Origin of the sequence: Janthinobacterium sp. GMG1 (assembly GCF_034427795.1) — a bacterium.
Taxonomy (GTDB): domain Bacteria; phylum Pseudomonadota; class Gammaproteobacteria; order Burkholderiales; family Burkholderiaceae_D; genus Janthinobacterium.
In genome coordinates, this window is sequence record NZ_JAXQNT010000005.1 from 83,434 (window position 1) to 99,463 (window position 16,030).

Here is a 16,030-nt window from a genome sequence, read left to right on the forward strand (position 1 = left end):
ATGGCAGCTGCCGTGCTGTTGGCGGCCTGCGCGGCGCCGGAGTTCAAGCAGCCGCAGATCGAGACGCCTGCCGCGTTCAAGGAAGCGCAAAGCTTGCCCGTCGTGCAGACGGCAGCCGATGGCACGCGCTGGAAACAGGGCGTGCCAGCCGAGCGCCAGGCGCGCGGCGAGTGGTGGCTGGCCTTCAATGATCCGGCCCTCACGAGCCTGATCAACGAAGCCACGCAGGCCAATGCCAACCTGGCCATCGCTGCCGCCCGCGTCAAGCAGGCGAGGGCGATTGCCGGCATCGCCGAAGCGGACCGCATTCCGCAGGTGGGCGTGAACGTGGGCGGCCAGCGCAACCGCGCTTCTGCCGTCTCGCTCGGCTTGCCGAATGGCGCGCCGGTGGCGGCCACCAACGTCTACCAGGCCAACCTGACGGCCAGCTATGAAGTCGATCTGTTCGGCAGAGTGGCAGCTAACGTCAGCGCCTCGCGCAGCGATGCGCTGGCCGTGGAAGCGACTTACCGCTCGGTGCTGCTGTCCTTGCAGGCGGACGTGGCGCAGACCTACTTCCAGCTGCGCGCCACGGATGCCGAACTGGCGACCCTGGAACAGACGGTGCGCCTGCGCGAGGAAAGCGTGCATGTGAACCAGCGCCGCTATGACCTGGGCGACATCGGCGAATTCGATCTGTCGCGTGCCCGCACGGAGCTGTCGACCACGCGCGCCGAAGCCATCGGCCTGCAGCGCCAGCGCGCCACCAGCGAGCATGCGCTGGCTGTCTTGCTGGGTAAACCTGCCGCCAGCTTCACGGCGACCGTCAACCCGCTGCAGGATAGCGGTTTCCTGCCTGTGATCCCGGCAGGCATGCCGTCGTCCTTGCTGGAACGCCGTCCCGACATCGCGTCGGCGCAGCGCACCATGGAAGCGTCGAATGCTCGCATCGGCGTGGCGAAGTCGGCCATGTTCCCGGCCTTGAGCCTGAACGCTTCCGGTGGCGGCGCGTCCGATACCTTCTCGGATATTTTCAAGTGGAGCAGCCGCTCCTGGCTGCTGGGCGCCCTGATGTCGATGCCGATCATCGACGGTGGCCGCAACAAGGCAGCCGTGAGCCGCAGCGAAGCGCAGCTGGAAGAGTCGGTGGCGACGTATCGCCAGAGCGTGCTGGTGGCCTTCGCCGAGGTGGAAGACAACCTGGCCGGCCTGCGCATCCTGTCGGGCCAGACGCAGCAGATCGACGAAGCCGTCGTCTCGGCGCGCCGCTCGGCCGACCTGGCGCAAAAGCTGTACGACGCGGGCCGTTCCAGCTATCTCGATCTGCTGGACGCCCAGCGCAACCTGGCGGCCATCGAGCGCAACGCCGTGCAATTGCGCGGCAACCGCGCCGTCACCACGGTGGCGCTGATCCGCGCCCTGGGCGGCGGCTGGGGCGAGACGGAGCCGCAGGTCGCGGCCAACTAGTTTCCGGCACCGCGGGCTGGCATTCCCGGCCCGCGGCGAGGAAAACATCGCGAAACGGCGTCGTGCGCTTGCACGGCGCCTTTTTTTTGTTTTCAGCCAGTTGAATCCGTTTGCGGCCAGGCCGCGTAAGTACTCCTGCAATCATGCAAACGCAGTCATCCAGGAGATATCATCATGCGCACCTTCGTTCCCGCAGCACTGTTCATTACGTCCATGCTGGCCGCCAGCGCCCCGTTTGCCGCCGACATGACGACCATGGTGGGTGGCCAGAGCATGTATCCGTCCAAGGATATCGTCGACAACGCCGTCAATTCGGCCGACCACACGACCCTGGTCGCTGCCGTCAAGGCGGCCGGCCTGGTCGATACGCTGAAAGGCAAGGGTCCGTTTACCGTGTTCGCGCCAACGAATGCGGCGTTTGGCAAGCTGCCGGCCGGCACCGTCGAGACCTTGGTGAAGCCGGAAACCAAGGCGACCCTGACGAAAATCCTCACCTACCACGTGCTGCCCGGCAAATACGACTTCAAGGCACTGGCCAAGGAAATCAAGATGCATGACGGCAAAGCCACCCTGCCCACGGCCAGCGGAGGCAAGCTGATGTTCGCCATGAACGGCATGCACAACATCGTGGTGATGGACGAGGGCGGCAATAGCGCCAACATCAGCACCTATGATGTGTATCAATCGAATGGCGTGATCAATGTCATCGACACGGTGCTGATGCCGAAATAAATACACGAAAAAGCGGACGAAAAAAAGACAGGGAAACCCTGTCTTTTTGTTTGGCGTCGCCTCGATTACTTGGCTGGCGCTGCTGCCGGTGCGGAAGCTGCTGGTGCGGCCGGAGTTGCTGGCGTTGCCGGTGCGGCTTTCTTTGCCTTGTGATGCTTGGCTTTCTTGTGCGTCGCTGGCTTGACGGCTGCTGCCGGCGCTTCGGCCTTGGCGACAGGGGCGACGACAGGAACCGGTGCCACTGGAGCGACTGGCGCGACGGCTGGCGTCTGGGCGAAAGCGGCGGTGGCGAACAGGCTGGCGATCAGGGTGGCGATAACTTTTTTCATTTTAGTATCCTTGGTATGGTGTGGTCAGTCAGGTGTGTCTGAATTACTTGGCAGGAGCTGGTGCTGGTGCAGCGGCGGTGGCCGATGCCAGCTTTTCGTCAGCCTTGGCCTTGGTTTTCTTGGCCTTGTGGTGTGCCTTGGCTTTCGTGGTGGCCGCTTCCGCCTTGGCGCTGGCGACGTCCGTTTTGGCGGCGACGACTGCTTTCGCTTCTTTGGCATCCGCTTTGACGACGGCTTGCGCTTCCTTGGCGTCCGCTTTCACGACGGCCTTGGTGTGGGCCGCTTCCACTTTGGCGGGTACCGACGCTGCCGCAGGTGCTGCCGGGGTTTGGGCGAAGGCTGCAGTTGCGAACAGGCCGGCGATCAGGGTAGCAATTACTTTTTTCATGGTGCAGTCCTCAGTGGTGGTTTGTCTGGTATGTCTGTTGGTGCCGGGATGATTCCCGTGTCACTGAGCATAAAACGCGCCCCCGGACGCATGCGTTGACGGTCATTACAAACGCTTACATCTGCGTTGCATCCGCCTTCAGGATGGCCTTCAGGATGTCTTCCGAACGGCGCTGTCCATAAGCCTTGCCGTACGCGCCAGATGCGATGCTGACCACCATGCGGCGCGCGGGTATCACATAGATCTTGTTGCCGCCATTGCCCGAAGCGAAATGCACGGTGATCTTTTGTCCTGCGATGTCCTGCGTCTTCGCATACCAGAAATAGCCGTAGCTGTCGGCATAGCGGTCCACGGCGCCGATGGCCACGCGCGGCGCCAGCGCGGCCTTGATCCAGGCGGCGTCGATCACCGTCTTGCCGTCAACTGCGCCGTCGTCGAGCACCAGCTGGCCAATTTTTGCCGTGTCGCGCGCGCGCAGCGACAGATTGCCCTGGCCTTTCGGGTGGTGTGCCACGTCGCGGCCCCAGCTCCAGCGCGTGATGCCCAGTGGCGCAAACAGCGCCTTGGCTGCGACATCTTCCAGGTCGGCGCCGCTGGCGTTTTCCACCACGCGCCCCGCGATGTACGAACCCAGCGAGTTGTACCGGTAGATGCTGCCCGGCGCCGCAGCGGCAGGCACGCCGCGCACGAAGGCGGCGGGGTCGGACGCTTCATCGAGCTTGTCTTCATTGCCTGGCGACTGTTCGTCTTCATCGAAGGCGGCCAGGCCCGAACGCATGGTCAGCAAGTCGTCGAGGACGACCTTGCCCGCCGGGCTGCCAGCGACTTCGGGCCAGTAGTCGCCCACTGTTTTTGTTGTCGCCAGCTGGCCGCGCGCCACGGCTGCGCCCACCAGCAGCGCGGTGATGCTCTTGCCGGCCGAGCGGATGTCGTGCAGGGTGTCGGCCGTCTCGCCGTTGTAATAGCGCTCGGCCACGACGGCCCCATCGCGCAGCACGACGACGGCGCGCAAGTCGCCATGGCTGTCGCCGTCCTGGGCTTGCAGGACTTGCGCGATGGTGGCGGGGGTGTCTTGGGTGCTGGCGGCGCAAGGCAGGCACAGGGCCGTAATCAGGAACAAGGGCAGGTGGCGCATGGGATAGGCTTCGCGGCGATGGTCGGAGTGCCAGTGTCCCTCATGTGCGTCGTTTTGTCGCGTGCAAGCTGGCCTGTTCGATGAAGTTTGCATGAAGGCGCGCAGGAAGCCATGTCATTTGTCGCCGCGCCATGCAAAAAGGACAGCCGAAGCTGTCCCTGGTAATCGGCGTAGCCACGCAAGCGCAGACCCGGCGGACGCGCTCCCGTGACGTCGTTCGCGCTTACTTCGCTGGCGCTGCCGGCACTGCGGGAACGGCTTCCGCCGCTTTGGCCGCATCCGCTTTCACTTTGGCTTTGCTGGCCTTGTGATGGGCCTTGGCCTTGGTGGCTTTGGCGTCGGCCTTGGCGCTGGCCACATCGGCTTTCGCATCGGCGGCGACGACCGCTTCCTTGGCATCGGCTTTCACGACGGCCTTGGTTTCCTTGGCTTCAGCCTTGGCCACGGCTTTCGTGTGGGCCGCCTCCGCCTTGGCGGGAACCGATGCTGCTGGAGCGGCAGGGGTTTGGGCGAAGGCTGCGGTAGCGAACAGGCCGGCGATCAGGGTAACAATTGCTTTTTTCATGGTGCAGTCCTCGGTGGTGGTTTGTCTGGTATGTCTGTTGGTGCAGGGATGATTCCCGTGTCACTGAGCATAAAACGCGCCCCGCAAGGTTACCGTTGACCTTGTTTACACTTTCTTACAATCGGGTGTTTTAAAGGACGTTGCTGCATGATGTGGTGGTGAAAATGAAAAAAGACAGCCGAAGCTGTCTTTTTGTCTGGCGCGGAAAACGCGCGGAACTGATTATTTGGCTGCTGCTGCGGTCGCTTCAGTTTTGGCTTCGTCAGCCTTGGCCTTGGCTTTGCTGGCTTTGTGATGGGCTTTGGCCTTGGTTGCTTTGGCGTCGGCCTTGGCGCTGGCGACATCGGCTTTGGCATCGGCGGCGACGGCGGCTTCTTTCGCATCGGCTTTCACGACGGCCTTGGTTTCCTTGGCTTCTGCTTTTGCCACTTCCTTGGTGTGCTTGGCTTCGGCCTTGGCAGGCACGGCTGGCGTTTGAGCAAAGGCTGCGGTAGCGAACAAGCCGGCGATCAGAGTAGCGATTACTTTTTTCATGGTGCAGTTCCTCTAGAAGTGGGGTTGTAGTTCAGGAGATGCATTTCCCCTGTCACTGAGCCAAAAACGCGCCGTACGGCAATAGCGTTGACAGCGATTCGATCTAATTACAAACACTTACATTTGCCGGGGCAGGCACTCTGTTAGCTGGCGTACCGCGCCAGGGACCGCAGCGGCCTAGACTCAAGGCCATCGTTACTGCATGGGTCCGCCATGAAAGCCGCCTTGAAAACCTATCAAGCCAAGCGCAATTTCGCCGTCACGCCCGAGCCTGCGGGGGGCGACGAGGAAGCGGGCGAGGCGCTCACCTTCGTCATCCAGAAGCACTGGGCCAGCCGCTTGCACTATGATTTTCGCCTGGAGCTGGACGGCACGATGAAAAGCTGGGCCGTGCCGAAAGGGCCCAGCTATGATCCGCGCGACAAGCGCATGGCGGTGCAGGTGGAAGACCATCCTGTCTCGTATGCCAGTTTTGAAGGCACGATTCCCGAAAAACAGTATGGCGCGGGCAAGGTCATCATCTGGGATAAAGGAATGTGGCAGCCCCAGCCGGCCACGCCCGATGCGCGCAAGGCGCTGGCGGCCGGCGAACTGAAATTTACCCTGTACGGCCACAAGATGCAGGGCAACTGGGTGCTGGTGCGCATGAAAGGCAAGGGAGACAAACGCAGCGAAAAGCAGCCCGCCTGGCTGCTGATCAAGGAAAAAGACGCCTATGCCCGGCCGGCACTGGAATTTTCTGTCGTGGACGAATTGCCCGACAGCGTCAAGCACAAGGCCATGCCCAAGCGCAAGAAGCGTGCGGCCCAGGCCGCTGCGCCAGCCGCCAGGCTGCCCGCCACCCTGTCGCCCCAGCTGGCCACCCTGGCCGATGCGCCGCCGCCAGATGCGCAAGACTGGCTGTTCGAAGTGAAATTTGACGGTTACCGCCTGCTTGCCCGTTGCGATGGCAAACAGGTCAGCTTGATGACGCGCAATGGCAATGACTGGACGGCGAAACTGCCGAAGTTGCGGCAGGCACTGGAGCAGCAGGGCTTGCCGCCAGGCTGGTATGACGGTGAAATCGTCGTCAACGACGCCAGCGGCCACCCGGATTTCGGCGCCTTGCAGCGCGCGTTTGATGCGGAAACGACCAGCGCCATCGTGTATTACCTGTTCGATGTGCCGTATTTCGATGGCCACGATCTGCGGGGCCAGCCCGTGGAAGCGCGCAGGGCGTTGCTGGAACAGCTGCTGCAGCGCTTGCCCGCGTCGCCCCTGGTGCGTTTCAGCGCCACGCTCGATGCTGCGCCGCAGCAGATCCTGGATCACGCCTGTCGCCTGGGGCTGGAAGGGGTGATCGGCAAGCGGCGCGGTTCGTCCTACGTCATGCGCCGCTCCGGCGACTGGATCAAGCTCAAATGCGGGCTGCGCCAGGAATTCGTCATCGGCGGCTATACGGCGCCGCAGGGCGCGCGCGAAGGGCTCGGGTCGCTGTTGCTGGGCGTGCATGATGCGCAGGGCAAGCTGCGCTATGCGGGCAATGTGGGCAGCGGCTTTGACGATGCCGCCTTGCGCGACTTGCGGCGGCGGCTCGATGCGCTGGCCATCGAAACGAGTCCGTTCGTCGGCAAGGCGGGCGGCGTGCGCCAGCCCATCTGGGTCAAGCCGCAACTGGTGGCCGAAGTCAGTTTTGCGCAATGGACCAGTGGCGGCGCCGTGCGCCATGCCGTGTTCCACGGCTTGCGCGAGGACAAACAACCGGCTGCCATCGTGCGCGAGCGGGCGCAGCACATCGACAGGGAGAAGACCATGCACAGCAAATCCATGCCGGACGGCGTCTTGCCGGCCAGTTTCAAGGTCAGCCATGCGGACAGGGTGATCGACAGGGACAGTGGCGCGACGAAGATCGACCTGGTGCGCTATTACGCGCTGGTGGGCAAGCTGATGCTGGTGCATTTGAAGGGGCGGCCCGTTTCTCTGGTGCGCGCGCCGGCGGGCGTGGGCGGCGAGCTGTTCTTCCAGAAGCATGCGGAGACATCGGCCATGCCCGGCGTCAAGCAGCTCGATGCGCGGCTCGATCCCGAGCATGCGCCCATGCTGGAAGTGGCCAGCCTGCAAGGTTTGTTATCGGCGGCGCAGTGGAATGTGGTGGAGTTTCACACGCAAAACGCGCTGGCCAGCGCCTACGACACGCCGAACCGGCTGGTGTTCGACCTGGACCCGGGCAAGGGCGTGGCCTGGCCCGCCATCTGCGAAGCGGCCGTGCTGCTGCGCGCCTTCCTGACGGAGCTGGGTTTGCCCGCCTGGCTGAAAACCAGCGGCGGCAAGGGCTTGCACGTGGTCGTGCCGATCCGCCCGAAACACGACTGGGATACGGTCAAGGCGTTTTCGCAAGCGATCGTGGCGCACATGGCGCAGCTTATTCCGCAGCGCTTTGTCTTGAAAAGCGGACCGGCTAACCGCGTCGGCAAGATATTCATCGATTATTTGCGCAATGGCAAGGGCGCCACCACCGTGTGTGCGTGGTCGGCCCGCACGCGGTCGGGGTTGGGCATTTCCGTGCCGCTGGCCTGGGAAGAGCTCGACAAGCTGAAGGCGGGCGATCAATGGAACGTAGGCAATGTCCACAGCCGCCTCGACGTGGGCAACGCGCCGTGGGATGGCTATGCGCGCAGCGCGAAAGGACTCGATGCGGCGATGAAAAAGCTGGCCTTTAGTCCTCCGGCTTGAACGGCAGGACGGCGCGCGCCAGCTGCAGCGCTTCCTCGATGGCAGTGTTGAGCTGGGGAATCTCGACGGGTTTGGTCAGGTAGCGGAAAAAGCCCGCAGCCAGGCCGTGCCGGATGTCGCCCTTCATGGCATTGGCCGTCAGGGCGATGACGGGGATGTGCGCCGTGCGCGTATCGTTGCGCAGGATGCGCTGCGCCTGGTTGCCATTCATGCCGGGCAGGTTGATATCCATCAGGATGACATCGGGGCGGCGTTCCAGCGCCAGCGCGATACCCTGGCGGGCGTCGGTGGCCGAGATCATGCGCAGGTGGGGCAGGAAACTGACGATGTCTTCCACCAGGCGCAGGCTGGCCGGATTGTCTTCCACGTACAGCAGCAGCGCCTGGCCACCTGCATCGTCCCCGGCGTCGCCGGCGGGCTCGGGCAGGTATTCCGTTTCCGCCTGCGCGGCGGGTGGCGCAGCCATCGTATCGAGTTCGATCCAGAACACGCTGCCCACGCCGATGCAGCTGTGTACACCCATGCTGCCGCCCATCAACTCGACCAGGCGCTTGGTGACGACCAGGCCGATGCCCGTGCCTTCCTCGCTGCCCGCCTCCTGTCCCAGGCGGTTAAACGGCTGGAACAGTTCCGCCAGCTGCGCCTCATCCAGGCCCTTGCCCGTGTCGCGGATGGCGATGCGCACGCGCTGCGCCCCGGGCTGCGAGATTTCCAGTTCCACCTTGCCGGCCGGGCGGTTGTACTTGATGGCGTTTGACAGCAGGTTCAGCAGCACTTGCTTGAGGCGCGTATGGTCGGCCCTCAGCGTCAGCGCCTCGCAGGCCGGGAAGACCAGGTGGATCTGGCGCTGCTGCGCCTGTTCCTCCACCATCACGCGGACTTCCTCGATCAGCGCGGGCAGCGTCACCGCCTCCATCGACAGGCTCAGGCTGCCTGATTCGATCTTCGCCAGGTCGAGGATTTCATTGATCAGGGTGAGCAGGTGGCGGCCCGAAGTGACGATGTTGTGCACGAAGGTGCGCTTTTGCAGCGCGGTCGCGGGCAAGGCTTCGTTGGCCAGCAGCTGGGCAAAGCCGAGGATGGCGTTCAGCGGCGTGCGCAATTCATGCGACATGCTGGTAAGAAAGCGGTCTTTCGCCTGACTGGCCCGTTCGAGTTCGATTTTCTGTTCGTTGAGCGTGCGCTCGATGCGCTTGCGCTCCGTGATGTCGCGGATGGCCGACGAGACCAGCACGCCTTCATCCGTTTCCAGCGGCGACAGGCTGATTTCGACGGGAAACTCGGTGCCATCGCGGCGCAAGCCGTACAGTTCCAGGCCCGCGCCCATGGAGCGGGCACGCGGCGCCGTGGAAAAGGACTGGCGGTGGTGCGGATGGTCAATCGCATAGCGGGCCGGGATCAGCACTTCCACATTGCGCCCAAGCAACTCCGCGCGCGAGTAGCCGAACAGGCGTTCCGCCTGCGAGTTGACGAGCACGATCTCGCCATCGCCGTTGACGATGACGATGGCGTCCGGCGCCGATTCGAGCAGGCCGCGGAACTTCTGCTCGGCCCGCCGGCGGTCGCTGACGTCGCGGATGGCGCTGATGACGAAGGTGCCGATCTCCGTCTGGATCGGCGACAGGCTGATTTCGACGGGGAATTCGACGTTGTCCTTGCGCAAGCCCAGCAATTCCAGGTCGGCGCCCATGGTGCGCGTGCGAGGCTGGTCGAAATAGCGCGCGCGGTGCCCCACGTGGGCATGGCGCAGGCGTTGCGGCAGCAGGCTATCGATTTGCCTGCCGCTCAATTCGCCTTCCGCATAGCCGAACAGGCGCTGCGCCTGCTGGTTGGCCAGCACGATGGCGCCCGTGGCATTGACCATGATGACGCTGTCCGGCGTCGATTCGAACAGCACGCGGTAGCGCACGTTGACGAACTGGGCGTCGCGCGCCGCCTTCAGCAAGGTCGTGTCCTTCATGGTGGAAATCAGGTAGCGGGGGCCGTCTGCCCCCGCCTGCGCGGCCTGGCATGCCACGTCGACGTAGATGAGTTCACCATCCTTGCGCCGCCGCAGCGATTCGCGGTCGTAGCTGCCGTGCAGGATCAGCTGCTCGTTGATCAGCGGATCCGCCTCGGCCTGTCCGGGCAGCGAGATCAGTTCCCACAGCGTGTGGCCCAGGGCTTCGTCGCTGGCATAGCCGAAAATGCGCTGCGCCCCGGCCGTCCAGCGCACGACGGCATGCTCTTCGTTCGTGATGACAACGCCGCCTGGGGCGCCACTGAGGATAAGCTGATCTAACTCGGCATCCATTTTTTCCGCACGCATGACAGGGCTTGCCGGGTGGCAGGCTGTGTGCATAACGTAGCGAGAAGCCTGGTCAAAGTCAATGCATTTATCTGATGACGGAGGCTGCCGGAGCGGGTGGGTGGTTCAGGACGCCTTACGCCTGGAAGGCGCCGGTTTGCCGGCTGTGGAAGAGGCCGCGCCCTTGCGGGCCGGCGTGGTGGGCGCTTTCTTGCCCAGGCTTTGCTGCAGCAGGGCGACCAGGTCGATGACGTTGCTGCCGTGCTCTTCTGCTGTATCGGGCGCGGGCGGCGTGATGGTCTTGGTCTGTTTCGCCTTGATTTTTTTCTTGACCAGCGCCAGCACGTCTTCGCGGTAGCTGTCGTGGTATTGCCCGGGTTCCCATGCTTCGCTCATGCCTTCCACCAGCGACAGGGCCATCTTGAGTTCCTTGTCGGAAATGCCCGCCGCCTTCAGGCCGCTGCCGGGCAAATCGAGGTCGTCCGTGGGACGGAGCTCGTCGGCGTAGCGCAGGGTGTTGAGCACGATGGCGTCGCCCACGCACACAAGCGCGCACAAATGCTGCTTGGTGCGCATGACCACGCTGGCGATGCCCACTTTATTGGCCTTGCGCAAGGTCTCGCGCAGCAGCGCATAGACTTTCTCGCCACCCTTGGCGGGCAGCAAGTAATACGGGTGCTCGTAAAAGGTCAGCGGCACCTCGACCGCATCGACAAAGGTCAAGATGTCGACGGTTTGCGTAGCCTTCACATTGGCTTGCCTCAAATCTTCCTCGGACAGCACCACGTACTCGTCCGTCTTGTATTCATAGCCCTTGATGATGTCGTCCCACTCGACTTCCTTGCCCGTCTTCTTGTTGTAGCGCTTGTAGCCGATGGGCGCAAAGTCGCGCCGGTCCAGCATGGACAAATCCAGTTCATGGTCGAGACTGGCAGAAATCAGTTCGACAGGGATATGTACGAGGCCGAAGCTGATGGCGCCTTTCCACAGTGCGCGCGCCATCGCCTAGCCCCCCACCGTGCCGGTGACGGGCAGGACGATGCCGCTGATATAGCTGGAACAGACGGGCGAAGCCAGGAAGACGTAGGCGGGCGATAGTTCTTCCGGCTGGGCCGGGCGGCGCATGTCCGTGTCCGCGCCGAATGTCTGGATATCCTCGGGCGACTTGTCAGCCGGGTTGAGCGGTGTCCACACGGGGCCGGGCGCGATGGCGTTGACGCGGATACCCTTGTCCAGCAAGTTGCCAGCCAGCGCCATGGTAAACGCATGGATGGCACCCTTGGTGGTGGAATAGTCGAGCAAGTGCTTCGAACCTTGCAAACCCGTCACGGAGCCCGTGTTGATGATGGACGCACCGCGCTGCAAGTGGGGCAGCACGGCCTTGGCCATATGAAAGTAGCCGTAGACATTGGTTTTCATGGTGAGGTCGAAGCGTTCCTCGCTTAGGTCGAGCAGCGATTCCGCGTGTTCCTGGAAGGCGGCGTTATTCACCAGCACGTCGATGTGCGTGAACTTGTCCAGCACCTGGCTGACGGCTTGCTGGCAAAAGCCCTGGTCGCGCACGTCGCCTGCAATCAACAGGCAGCTCTGGCCTTCCGCTTCCACGTAGCGCCTGGTTTCGTGGGCGTCCGCGTGTTCGTTCAGGTAAATGATGGCGATATCGGCCCCTTCGCGCGCGTACAGCACGGCCACGGCGCGGCCGATGCCCGAATCGCCGCCCGTGATGATGGCCACCATGCCGGCCAGCTTGCCGCTGCCGCAATAGTCGGGCGCCAGGAAGCGGGGTTGCAATTCCATTTGCGCTTCGATGCCGGGCTTGGCCAGGTGCTGGGCGGGCAGGGGAGGAGCTGGCTGGCTGCGGCTGCCCGTCTGCACGGGGGGCTTGCTGGCCCGTTTGTCTGGCTTGGCGGCATCACGGCCATCTTGCTCCTGCTGGATGGCGCGTTGCAAGTTGCCTGCGGACTGATCCTTGTTTTCGTTCATGCTGGCCTCCCTGAAAACGAAGATCCAGTATCGGCGCGGCGCCGGCATCAAACGGTGCGCTTGCTAACAGAGTGGCGCAAACAGGCGTAAAGTTATATGATGGTTGACATAAATGTGGGAGGCAGCATGAAAGTGAGCAGGGAGCAGGCGGCGCTGAACCGCGAGCGCATCGTGGAGGTGGCGGCCAAGTTGTTCCGTGAAAAGGGCTACGACGGCATCGGCGTGGCCGACCTGATGAAGAACGCGGGCCTTACGCATGGCGGCTTCTATGGGCATTTCGCGTCCAAGGAAGACTTGATGATCGAGGCATGCCAGCATGCGCTGGAGAAATCGCTGGAAGGCTGGCGGGCGAAGGTCGCCAGCGATCCGCAGCGGGCGCTGCCGGTGATCATCGACAACTATCTGACTACCCGGCACCGCGACCAGCCCGGCGACGGCTGCCCGGCGGCGGCCATGGGCGTCGATGCGGCGCGCATGTCGCCCGGTGCGCGTCCCGCGTTTACGAAAGCGACGCAGCAGCAGTTCTCGCTGCTGGAAGGCTTGCTGCCCGACGGTGCGCCGGAAGAACGGCGCCAGCAGGCCATTTCGACGTTTGCCGCCATGGTGGGCGCCATGGTGCTGGCCCGTTCCGTCGATGACGAAGCCTTGTCCGAGGAAATCCTCGATGCCGTGAAGGCGCAATTGTTGCAAGAGTGAGCATATCCCCCCTGTCAGCCGGTCGCGTCGCATGATAGGCTTCGGTTTTCAGATTTCGGGATCATCCATGCTGCTCTGGCTCAGGCAATACCGGCGTCCCCTGTTGGCCGGAGACATTACTGCCGGTATCGTTGTCGCCATGATGATGGTGCCGCAAGGCATGGCTTACGCGCTGGTGGCCGGCTTGCCGCCCGTGGTGGGCATCTACGCCAGCATCTTGCCGCCCGTGCTGTACGCCTTGTTCGGCAGCAGCATGACGCAATCGGTGGGCCCCATGGCCATCGTTTCCCTGATGACGGCGGCCGCCCTGGCGCCGCTGGCCGACCCCGGTTCCTCCCTGTATATCGTCCTGGCCGCCCAGCTGGCCTTCATCAGCGGCCTCGTCCTGCTGCTGTGCGGCGTGCTGCGCCTGGGTTTCATGGCCAGTTTCCTGTCGCGCCCCGTGATCAGCGGTTTCAGCAATGGCGCCGCGATCCTGATCATCTGGGGCCAGATCACGCCCTTGCTGGGCGCGACGCTTCCCCACTGGCACACGCCCAGCCTCGTACTCGGATTGTCCGGCCTGCTGTTTCTGTGGCTTGCCAAGCGCTATCTGTCGCGCCTGCTGCAGCGCTGTGGCTTGAACAAGGTGGCGGCCGACGTGGGCGCGCGCCTGGCGCCGATGGCGCTGGTGCTGGCCGGCATCGCGCTCGTCGCGTATGGCGGCCTGGACGCGATGGGCGTGCAGACGACGGGCCACGTGCCCAGCGGCTTGCCGGGCCTGAACCTGGCCACGTCCGGCGCCCATTGGCGCACTTTGTTGTCGCCGGCGCTGCTGATCGCCTTCATCATCTTCCTGATGAGCATGTCCGCCGCCCAGACCCTGGCGCAAAAACGCGGCGAAAAGCTGCATACCAACCGTGAACTGCTGGGCCTGGGCGCGGCCAACGTGGCCAGCGCGCTGTCGGGCGGCTTCCCCGTCACGGGCTCGATTTCGCGCTCGGCCGTCAATTTCCAGGCGGGCGCGAATACGCCGCTGGCCAGCATCATCACGGCGGGCCTGCTGGCGCTGGCGCTGGTGGCGCCCACGGGCTGGCTGGCCCTGCTCCCGCTGCCGGTCCTGGCGGCCACCATCATCTTTGCCGTCAGCAGCCTGCTGGACTGGGATACCTTGAAACTGTCGTGGCGCTACGACCGCAGCGATGCGCTGGCCCTGCTGGCGACCACGGCCGGCGTGCTGGTGCTGGGCGTGGAAGCGGGCGTGGTGATCGGCGTGCTGCTGTCGATGGGCACCCTGATCTGGCGCGCCAGCCGCCCGCACATCGCCGTGCTGGGGCGTATCCCGAATAGCGAGCACTTCCGCAACGTGGAGCGCTACGAGGCGCAAACCTTGCCGGACGTCTTGCTGCTGCGCATCGATGCGGGCCTGTTCTTCGGCAACGTCGAAGCCGTCACGGAGAGGGTGGAAGACGAGTTGCGCGGCCACCCGACGGCGCGCCACCTGGTGCTGGTGTTGTCGGCCGTCAACCAGATCGACATTACGGCCCTGCTGGGCTTGATCGAACTCAACAGCGCGCTGAGCAAGCGCGGTATCAGCCTGAACCTGGCCGAAGTGAAAGGGCCCGTAATGGACCGTTTGCGCCAGAGCAGCCTGCTGCAGGACCTGAGCGGCAAGCTGTACCTGAGCACGGCGCTGGCGACGGCCGATTTAAGTGGAGAAAACGCGTGAACATGGAACTGAATCTGCACGGCGAGCCGCGCGTGATTGATAGCATCAGCGTGCTGGAACAGGCGCTGCTCGAAGCGCGCGCCCTGGCGCAGTGCGAGCTGTGGCTGACCCAGGCAACCGAGGCGGAGCAGGGCCCGGCCCTGTGCATGCTGCGCAATGGCGGCAATGCCTGGCTGATGTATCTGTCGGGACAGGACGACCTGAGTTTTCACTCGCTGGGCGACGAGGAAGCGGACGGCGTCTGCAGCTATTTGCTGTCGAATGGCCAGGTGGACGAGTATCCGGAAGCATGGTGCGTGGACGTGGAACAATGTCAGCGCGCCTTCGTCGCGTTCTTCAAGACAGGCGGCGCGCGGCCGGCCGCCATCGCGTGGGAAGCGGATTGAGATGCTGCAAACCACGCAAACCATCACATGGCGACGGGCTGGTGCGGGCCGGAGTTACGGGTCTGGGACGGAGTAGGGGGAAACCGTGCATCCTGAAAAAATCAAACAGGTCATCCAGTTGCCGGCGCAGCAGCGCTACGACTATTGCGTGCGCAAGGTAGCCGATACGCAAGAAGTGTGGGGCTTGTACCATGATGGCTGGGCCACGGCGCAAGTCGGTGGCAAGGTCGCCATCCCGTTCTGGCCGGAAGCGGCATTCGCGCAGGCGTGCGCCAGCGGCGACTGGGAACATTTCCAGCCACGCGCCATCGCGCTTGGTGATTTCCTGAACAAGTGGCTGCCTGGCATGGCGAACAATGGCCAGTTGGCTTCCGTGTTTCCCGTGCCGCAAGGCAGCGCCAGCATCGCGGCGCCAGATGATTTACTGAGGGATTTGCAACATGAGTCAGAGCAATATGAATGAGGGCAAGGAACGCCTGGACGCCTGGTACGACGGCTCGGCCATCTGCCTGATCGCCGTCGGCGCGCAGGGCGACCCGCTGGACCTGGGCGGCGACGAAGTGCGCGCCCTGATCGCGAAACTGCAGCAATGCCTGGCCGAGTCCGAAGCGGCTGGGATGGACGACTGAAGGCTCAGGCGGCCGCCAGCGCCTTTTCCATGGCCACGCTGGCCAGGCTGATGCCGCTGGGGTGCGCATACGCTTCCTCGCGCAAGGCCGTAAAACCTGCGGCCCGGTAAAACGCCACGGCATTGAGCGACGCAGACAGGTGCAGCCGCGCAATGCTGCGCTCGCGCGCCAATTGCTCCAGCGCCGCCAGCAGGCGCTTGCCGATGCCGAGACCCGCGTGCGCGGGATCGACAAACACGGCATCGACTTCGTGTTTAACGACGTCCAGCATGGCGTAGCCGGCAATGGCCTCGTCCTGCATCGCCACGATGCCGCCACCCGCAGCCAGCATGGCGGCATACGCGGGCGGCACAGGCGAAGCCGTCCAGACAGTAATTTGCTCCGGCGCATAATGCGTGGCGCAACTGACGCGCACGGCCACCGTGCGCAGGGCCCACAGGGCGTCGATATCAAGGGGCAGGGCGGGGCGCAGGATGATGGCCATGGAAGCTTTCCGGGTA

General features: G+C 63.8%; 17 protein-coding genes. 8 read left to right on the top strand and 9 right to left on the bottom strand.

Features of this window, described 5'->3' with window-relative positions; genetic code table 11:
- A complete protein-coding gene (locus tag SJI03_RS15225; protein WP_099378827.1) occupies positions 1-1,446 on the top strand; it encodes an efflux transporter outer membrane subunit in 1,446 nt (481 codons plus the stop codon).
- Positions 1,447-1,620: 174 nt separating this feature from the next.
- A complete protein-coding gene (locus tag SJI03_RS15230; RefSeq protein WP_416208750.1) occupies positions 1,621-2,178 on the top strand; it encodes a fasciclin domain-containing protein in 558 nt (185 codons plus the stop codon).
- 65 nt (positions 2,179-2,243) lie between these two features.
- Here the strand turns inward: SJI03_RS15230 and SJI03_RS15235 are convergent, their stop codons facing one another.
- From SJI03_RS15235 to SJI03_RS15255, 5 genes are all read right to left on the bottom strand, one after another.
- Entirely contained in the window at positions 2,244-2,507 is a 264-nt protein-coding gene (locus SJI03_RS15235; RefSeq protein ID WP_099378707.1) for a hypothetical protein, read from the bottom strand.
- Between the two features lie 43 nt (positions 2,508-2,550).
- Positions 2,551-2,895, bottom strand: coding sequence for a hypothetical protein (locus SJI03_RS15240; protein ID WP_099378708.1), 345 nt, complete (start codon positions 2,893-2,895; stop codon positions 2,551-2,553).
- Between the two features lie 115 nt (positions 2,896-3,010).
- Entirely contained in the window at positions 3,011-4,030 is a 1,020-nt protein-coding gene (locus SJI03_RS15245) for a serine hydrolase (RefSeq protein WP_322427742.1), read from the bottom strand.
- Positions 4,031-4,253: 223 nt separating this feature from the next.
- On the bottom strand, positions 4,254-4,595 hold the full coding sequence (locus SJI03_RS15250; RefSeq protein ID WP_307778610.1) for a hypothetical protein: 342 nt from the start codon (positions 4,593-4,595) through the stop codon (positions 4,254-4,256).
- A gap of 222 nt (positions 4,596-4,817) precedes the next feature.
- Positions 4,818-5,129, bottom strand: coding sequence for a hypothetical protein (locus SJI03_RS15255; RefSeq protein WP_099378712.1), 312 nt, complete (start codon positions 5,127-5,129; stop codon positions 4,818-4,820).
- 213 nt (positions 5,130-5,342) lie between these two features.
- On the opposite strand from SJI03_RS15255, the gene ligD reads away from it, so the two are divergent.
- A complete protein-coding gene (gene ligD / locus SJI03_RS15260; protein ID WP_322427743.1) occupies positions 5,343-7,841 on the top strand; it encodes a DNA ligase D in 2,499 nt (832 codons plus the stop codon).
- Here ligD and SJI03_RS15265 read toward each other — a convergent pair.
- The 3 genes from SJI03_RS15265 to SJI03_RS15275 all read right to left on the bottom strand — a co-directional run bounded on the left by SJI03_RS15265 (position 7,825) and on the right by SJI03_RS15275 (position 12,111).
- A complete protein-coding gene (locus SJI03_RS15265) occupies positions 7,825-10,149 on the bottom strand; it encodes a PAS domain S-box protein (protein ID WP_322427744.1) in 2,325 nt (774 codons plus the stop codon). The genes ligD and SJI03_RS15265 overlap by 17 nt on opposite strands.
- Positions 10,150-10,254: 105 nt before the next feature.
- Positions 10,255-11,130 (bottom strand): Ku protein, encoded by an 876-nt coding sequence (locus tag SJI03_RS15270; RefSeq protein ID WP_322427745.1) that lies wholly within the window; start codon positions 11,128-11,130, stop codon positions 10,255-10,257.
- Between the two features lie 3 nt (positions 11,131-11,133).
- Entirely contained in the window at positions 11,134-12,111 is a 978-nt protein-coding gene (locus SJI03_RS15275) for an SDR family oxidoreductase (RefSeq protein WP_099378716.1), read from the bottom strand.
- Between the two features lie 126 nt (positions 12,112-12,237).
- Between SJI03_RS15275 and SJI03_RS15280 the strand changes: the two genes are divergently transcribed.
- From SJI03_RS15280 to SJI03_RS15300, 5 genes are all read left to right on the top strand, one after another.
- Positions 12,238-12,807: a TetR/AcrR family transcriptional regulator gene (locus tag SJI03_RS15280; RefSeq protein WP_322427746.1), complete on the top strand. Its 570-nt coding sequence runs from the start codon at positions 12,238-12,240 to the stop codon at positions 12,805-12,807.
- A 67-nt stretch (positions 12,808-12,874) separates the two neighbouring features.
- Entirely contained in the window at positions 12,875-14,515 is a 1,641-nt protein-coding gene (locus SJI03_RS15285; RefSeq protein WP_322427747.1) for a SulP family inorganic anion transporter, read from the top strand.
- Between the two features lie 2 nt (positions 14,516-14,517).
- Positions 14,518-14,901 carry an Imm1 family immunity protein gene (locus tag SJI03_RS15290; protein ID WP_099378719.1) on the top strand — a complete coding sequence of 128 codons (384 nt, stop codon included), beginning with the start codon at positions 14,518-14,520 and terminating at the stop codon, positions 14,899-14,901.
- An 85-nt stretch (positions 14,902-14,986) separates the two neighbouring features.
- Positions 14,987-15,364: a DUF2750 domain-containing protein gene (locus SJI03_RS15295; protein WP_322427748.1), complete on the top strand. Its 378-nt coding sequence runs from the start codon at positions 14,987-14,989 to the stop codon at positions 15,362-15,364.
- Positions 15,342-15,530: a hypothetical protein gene (locus SJI03_RS15300; protein WP_322427749.1), complete on the top strand. Its 189-nt coding sequence runs from the start codon at positions 15,342-15,344 to the stop codon at positions 15,528-15,530. Before SJI03_RS15295 ends, SJI03_RS15300 begins: the two co-directional genes overlap by 23 nt.
- Before the next feature lie 4 nt (positions 15,531-15,534).
- Here the strand turns inward: SJI03_RS15300 and SJI03_RS15305 are convergent, their stop codons facing one another.
- Entirely contained in the window at positions 15,535-16,014 is a 480-nt protein-coding gene (locus tag SJI03_RS15305; protein WP_322427750.1) for a GNAT family N-acetyltransferase, read from the bottom strand.
- Positions 16,015-16,030: the final 16 nt, after the last annotated feature.

Coding starts and splice junctions, on each gene's coding strand:
- SJI03_RS15225 (WP_099378827.1), top strand. CDS start 1: ATGGCAGCTGCCGTGCTGTTGGCGGCCTGCGCGGCGCCGGAGTTCAAG.
- SJI03_RS15230 (WP_416208750.1), top strand. CDS start 1,621: ATGCGCACCTTCGTTCCCGCAGCACTGTTCATTACGTCCATGCTGGCC.
- SJI03_RS15235 (WP_099378707.1), bottom strand. CDS start 2,507: ATGAAAAAAGTTATCGCCACCCTGATCGCCAGCCTGTTCGCCACCGCC.
- SJI03_RS15240 (WP_099378708.1), bottom strand. CDS start 2,895: ATGAAAAAAGTAATTGCTACCCTGATCGCCGGCCTGTTCGCAACTGCA.
- SJI03_RS15245 (WP_322427742.1), bottom strand. CDS start 4,030: ATGCGCCACCTGCCCTTGTTCCTGATTACGGCCCTGTGCCTGCCTTGC.
- SJI03_RS15250 (WP_307778610.1), bottom strand. CDS start 4,595: ATGAAAAAAGCAATTGTTACCCTGATCGCCGGCCTGTTCGCTACCGCA.
- SJI03_RS15255 (WP_099378712.1), bottom strand. CDS start 5,129: ATGAAAAAAGTAATCGCTACTCTGATCGCCGGCTTGTTCGCTACCGCA.
- ligD (WP_322427743.1), top strand. CDS start 5,343: ATGAAAGCCGCCTTGAAAACCTATCAAGCCAAGCGCAATTTCGCCGTC.
- SJI03_RS15265 (WP_322427744.1), bottom strand. CDS start 10,149: ATGCGTGCGGAAAAAATGGATGCCGAGTTAGATCAGCTTATCCTCAGT.
- SJI03_RS15270 (WP_322427745.1), bottom strand. CDS start 11,130: ATGGCGCGCGCACTGTGGAAAGGCGCCATCAGCTTCGGCCTCGTACAT.
- SJI03_RS15275 (WP_099378716.1), bottom strand. CDS start 12,111: ATGAACGAAAACAAGGATCAGTCCGCAGGCAACTTGCAACGCGCCATC.
- SJI03_RS15280 (WP_322427746.1), top strand. CDS start 12,238: ATGAAAGTGAGCAGGGAGCAGGCGGCGCTGAACCGCGAGCGCATCGTG.
- SJI03_RS15285 (WP_322427747.1), top strand. CDS start 12,875: ATGCTGCTCTGGCTCAGGCAATACCGGCGTCCCCTGTTGGCCGGAGAC.
- SJI03_RS15290 (WP_099378719.1), top strand. CDS start 14,518: ATGGAACTGAATCTGCACGGCGAGCCGCGCGTGATTGATAGCATCAGC.
- SJI03_RS15300 (WP_322427749.1), top strand. CDS start 15,342: ATGAGTCAGAGCAATATGAATGAGGGCAAGGAACGCCTGGACGCCTGG.
- SJI03_RS15305 (WP_322427750.1), bottom strand. CDS start 16,014: ATGGCCATCATCCTGCGCCCCGCCCTGCCCCTTGATATCGACGCCCTG.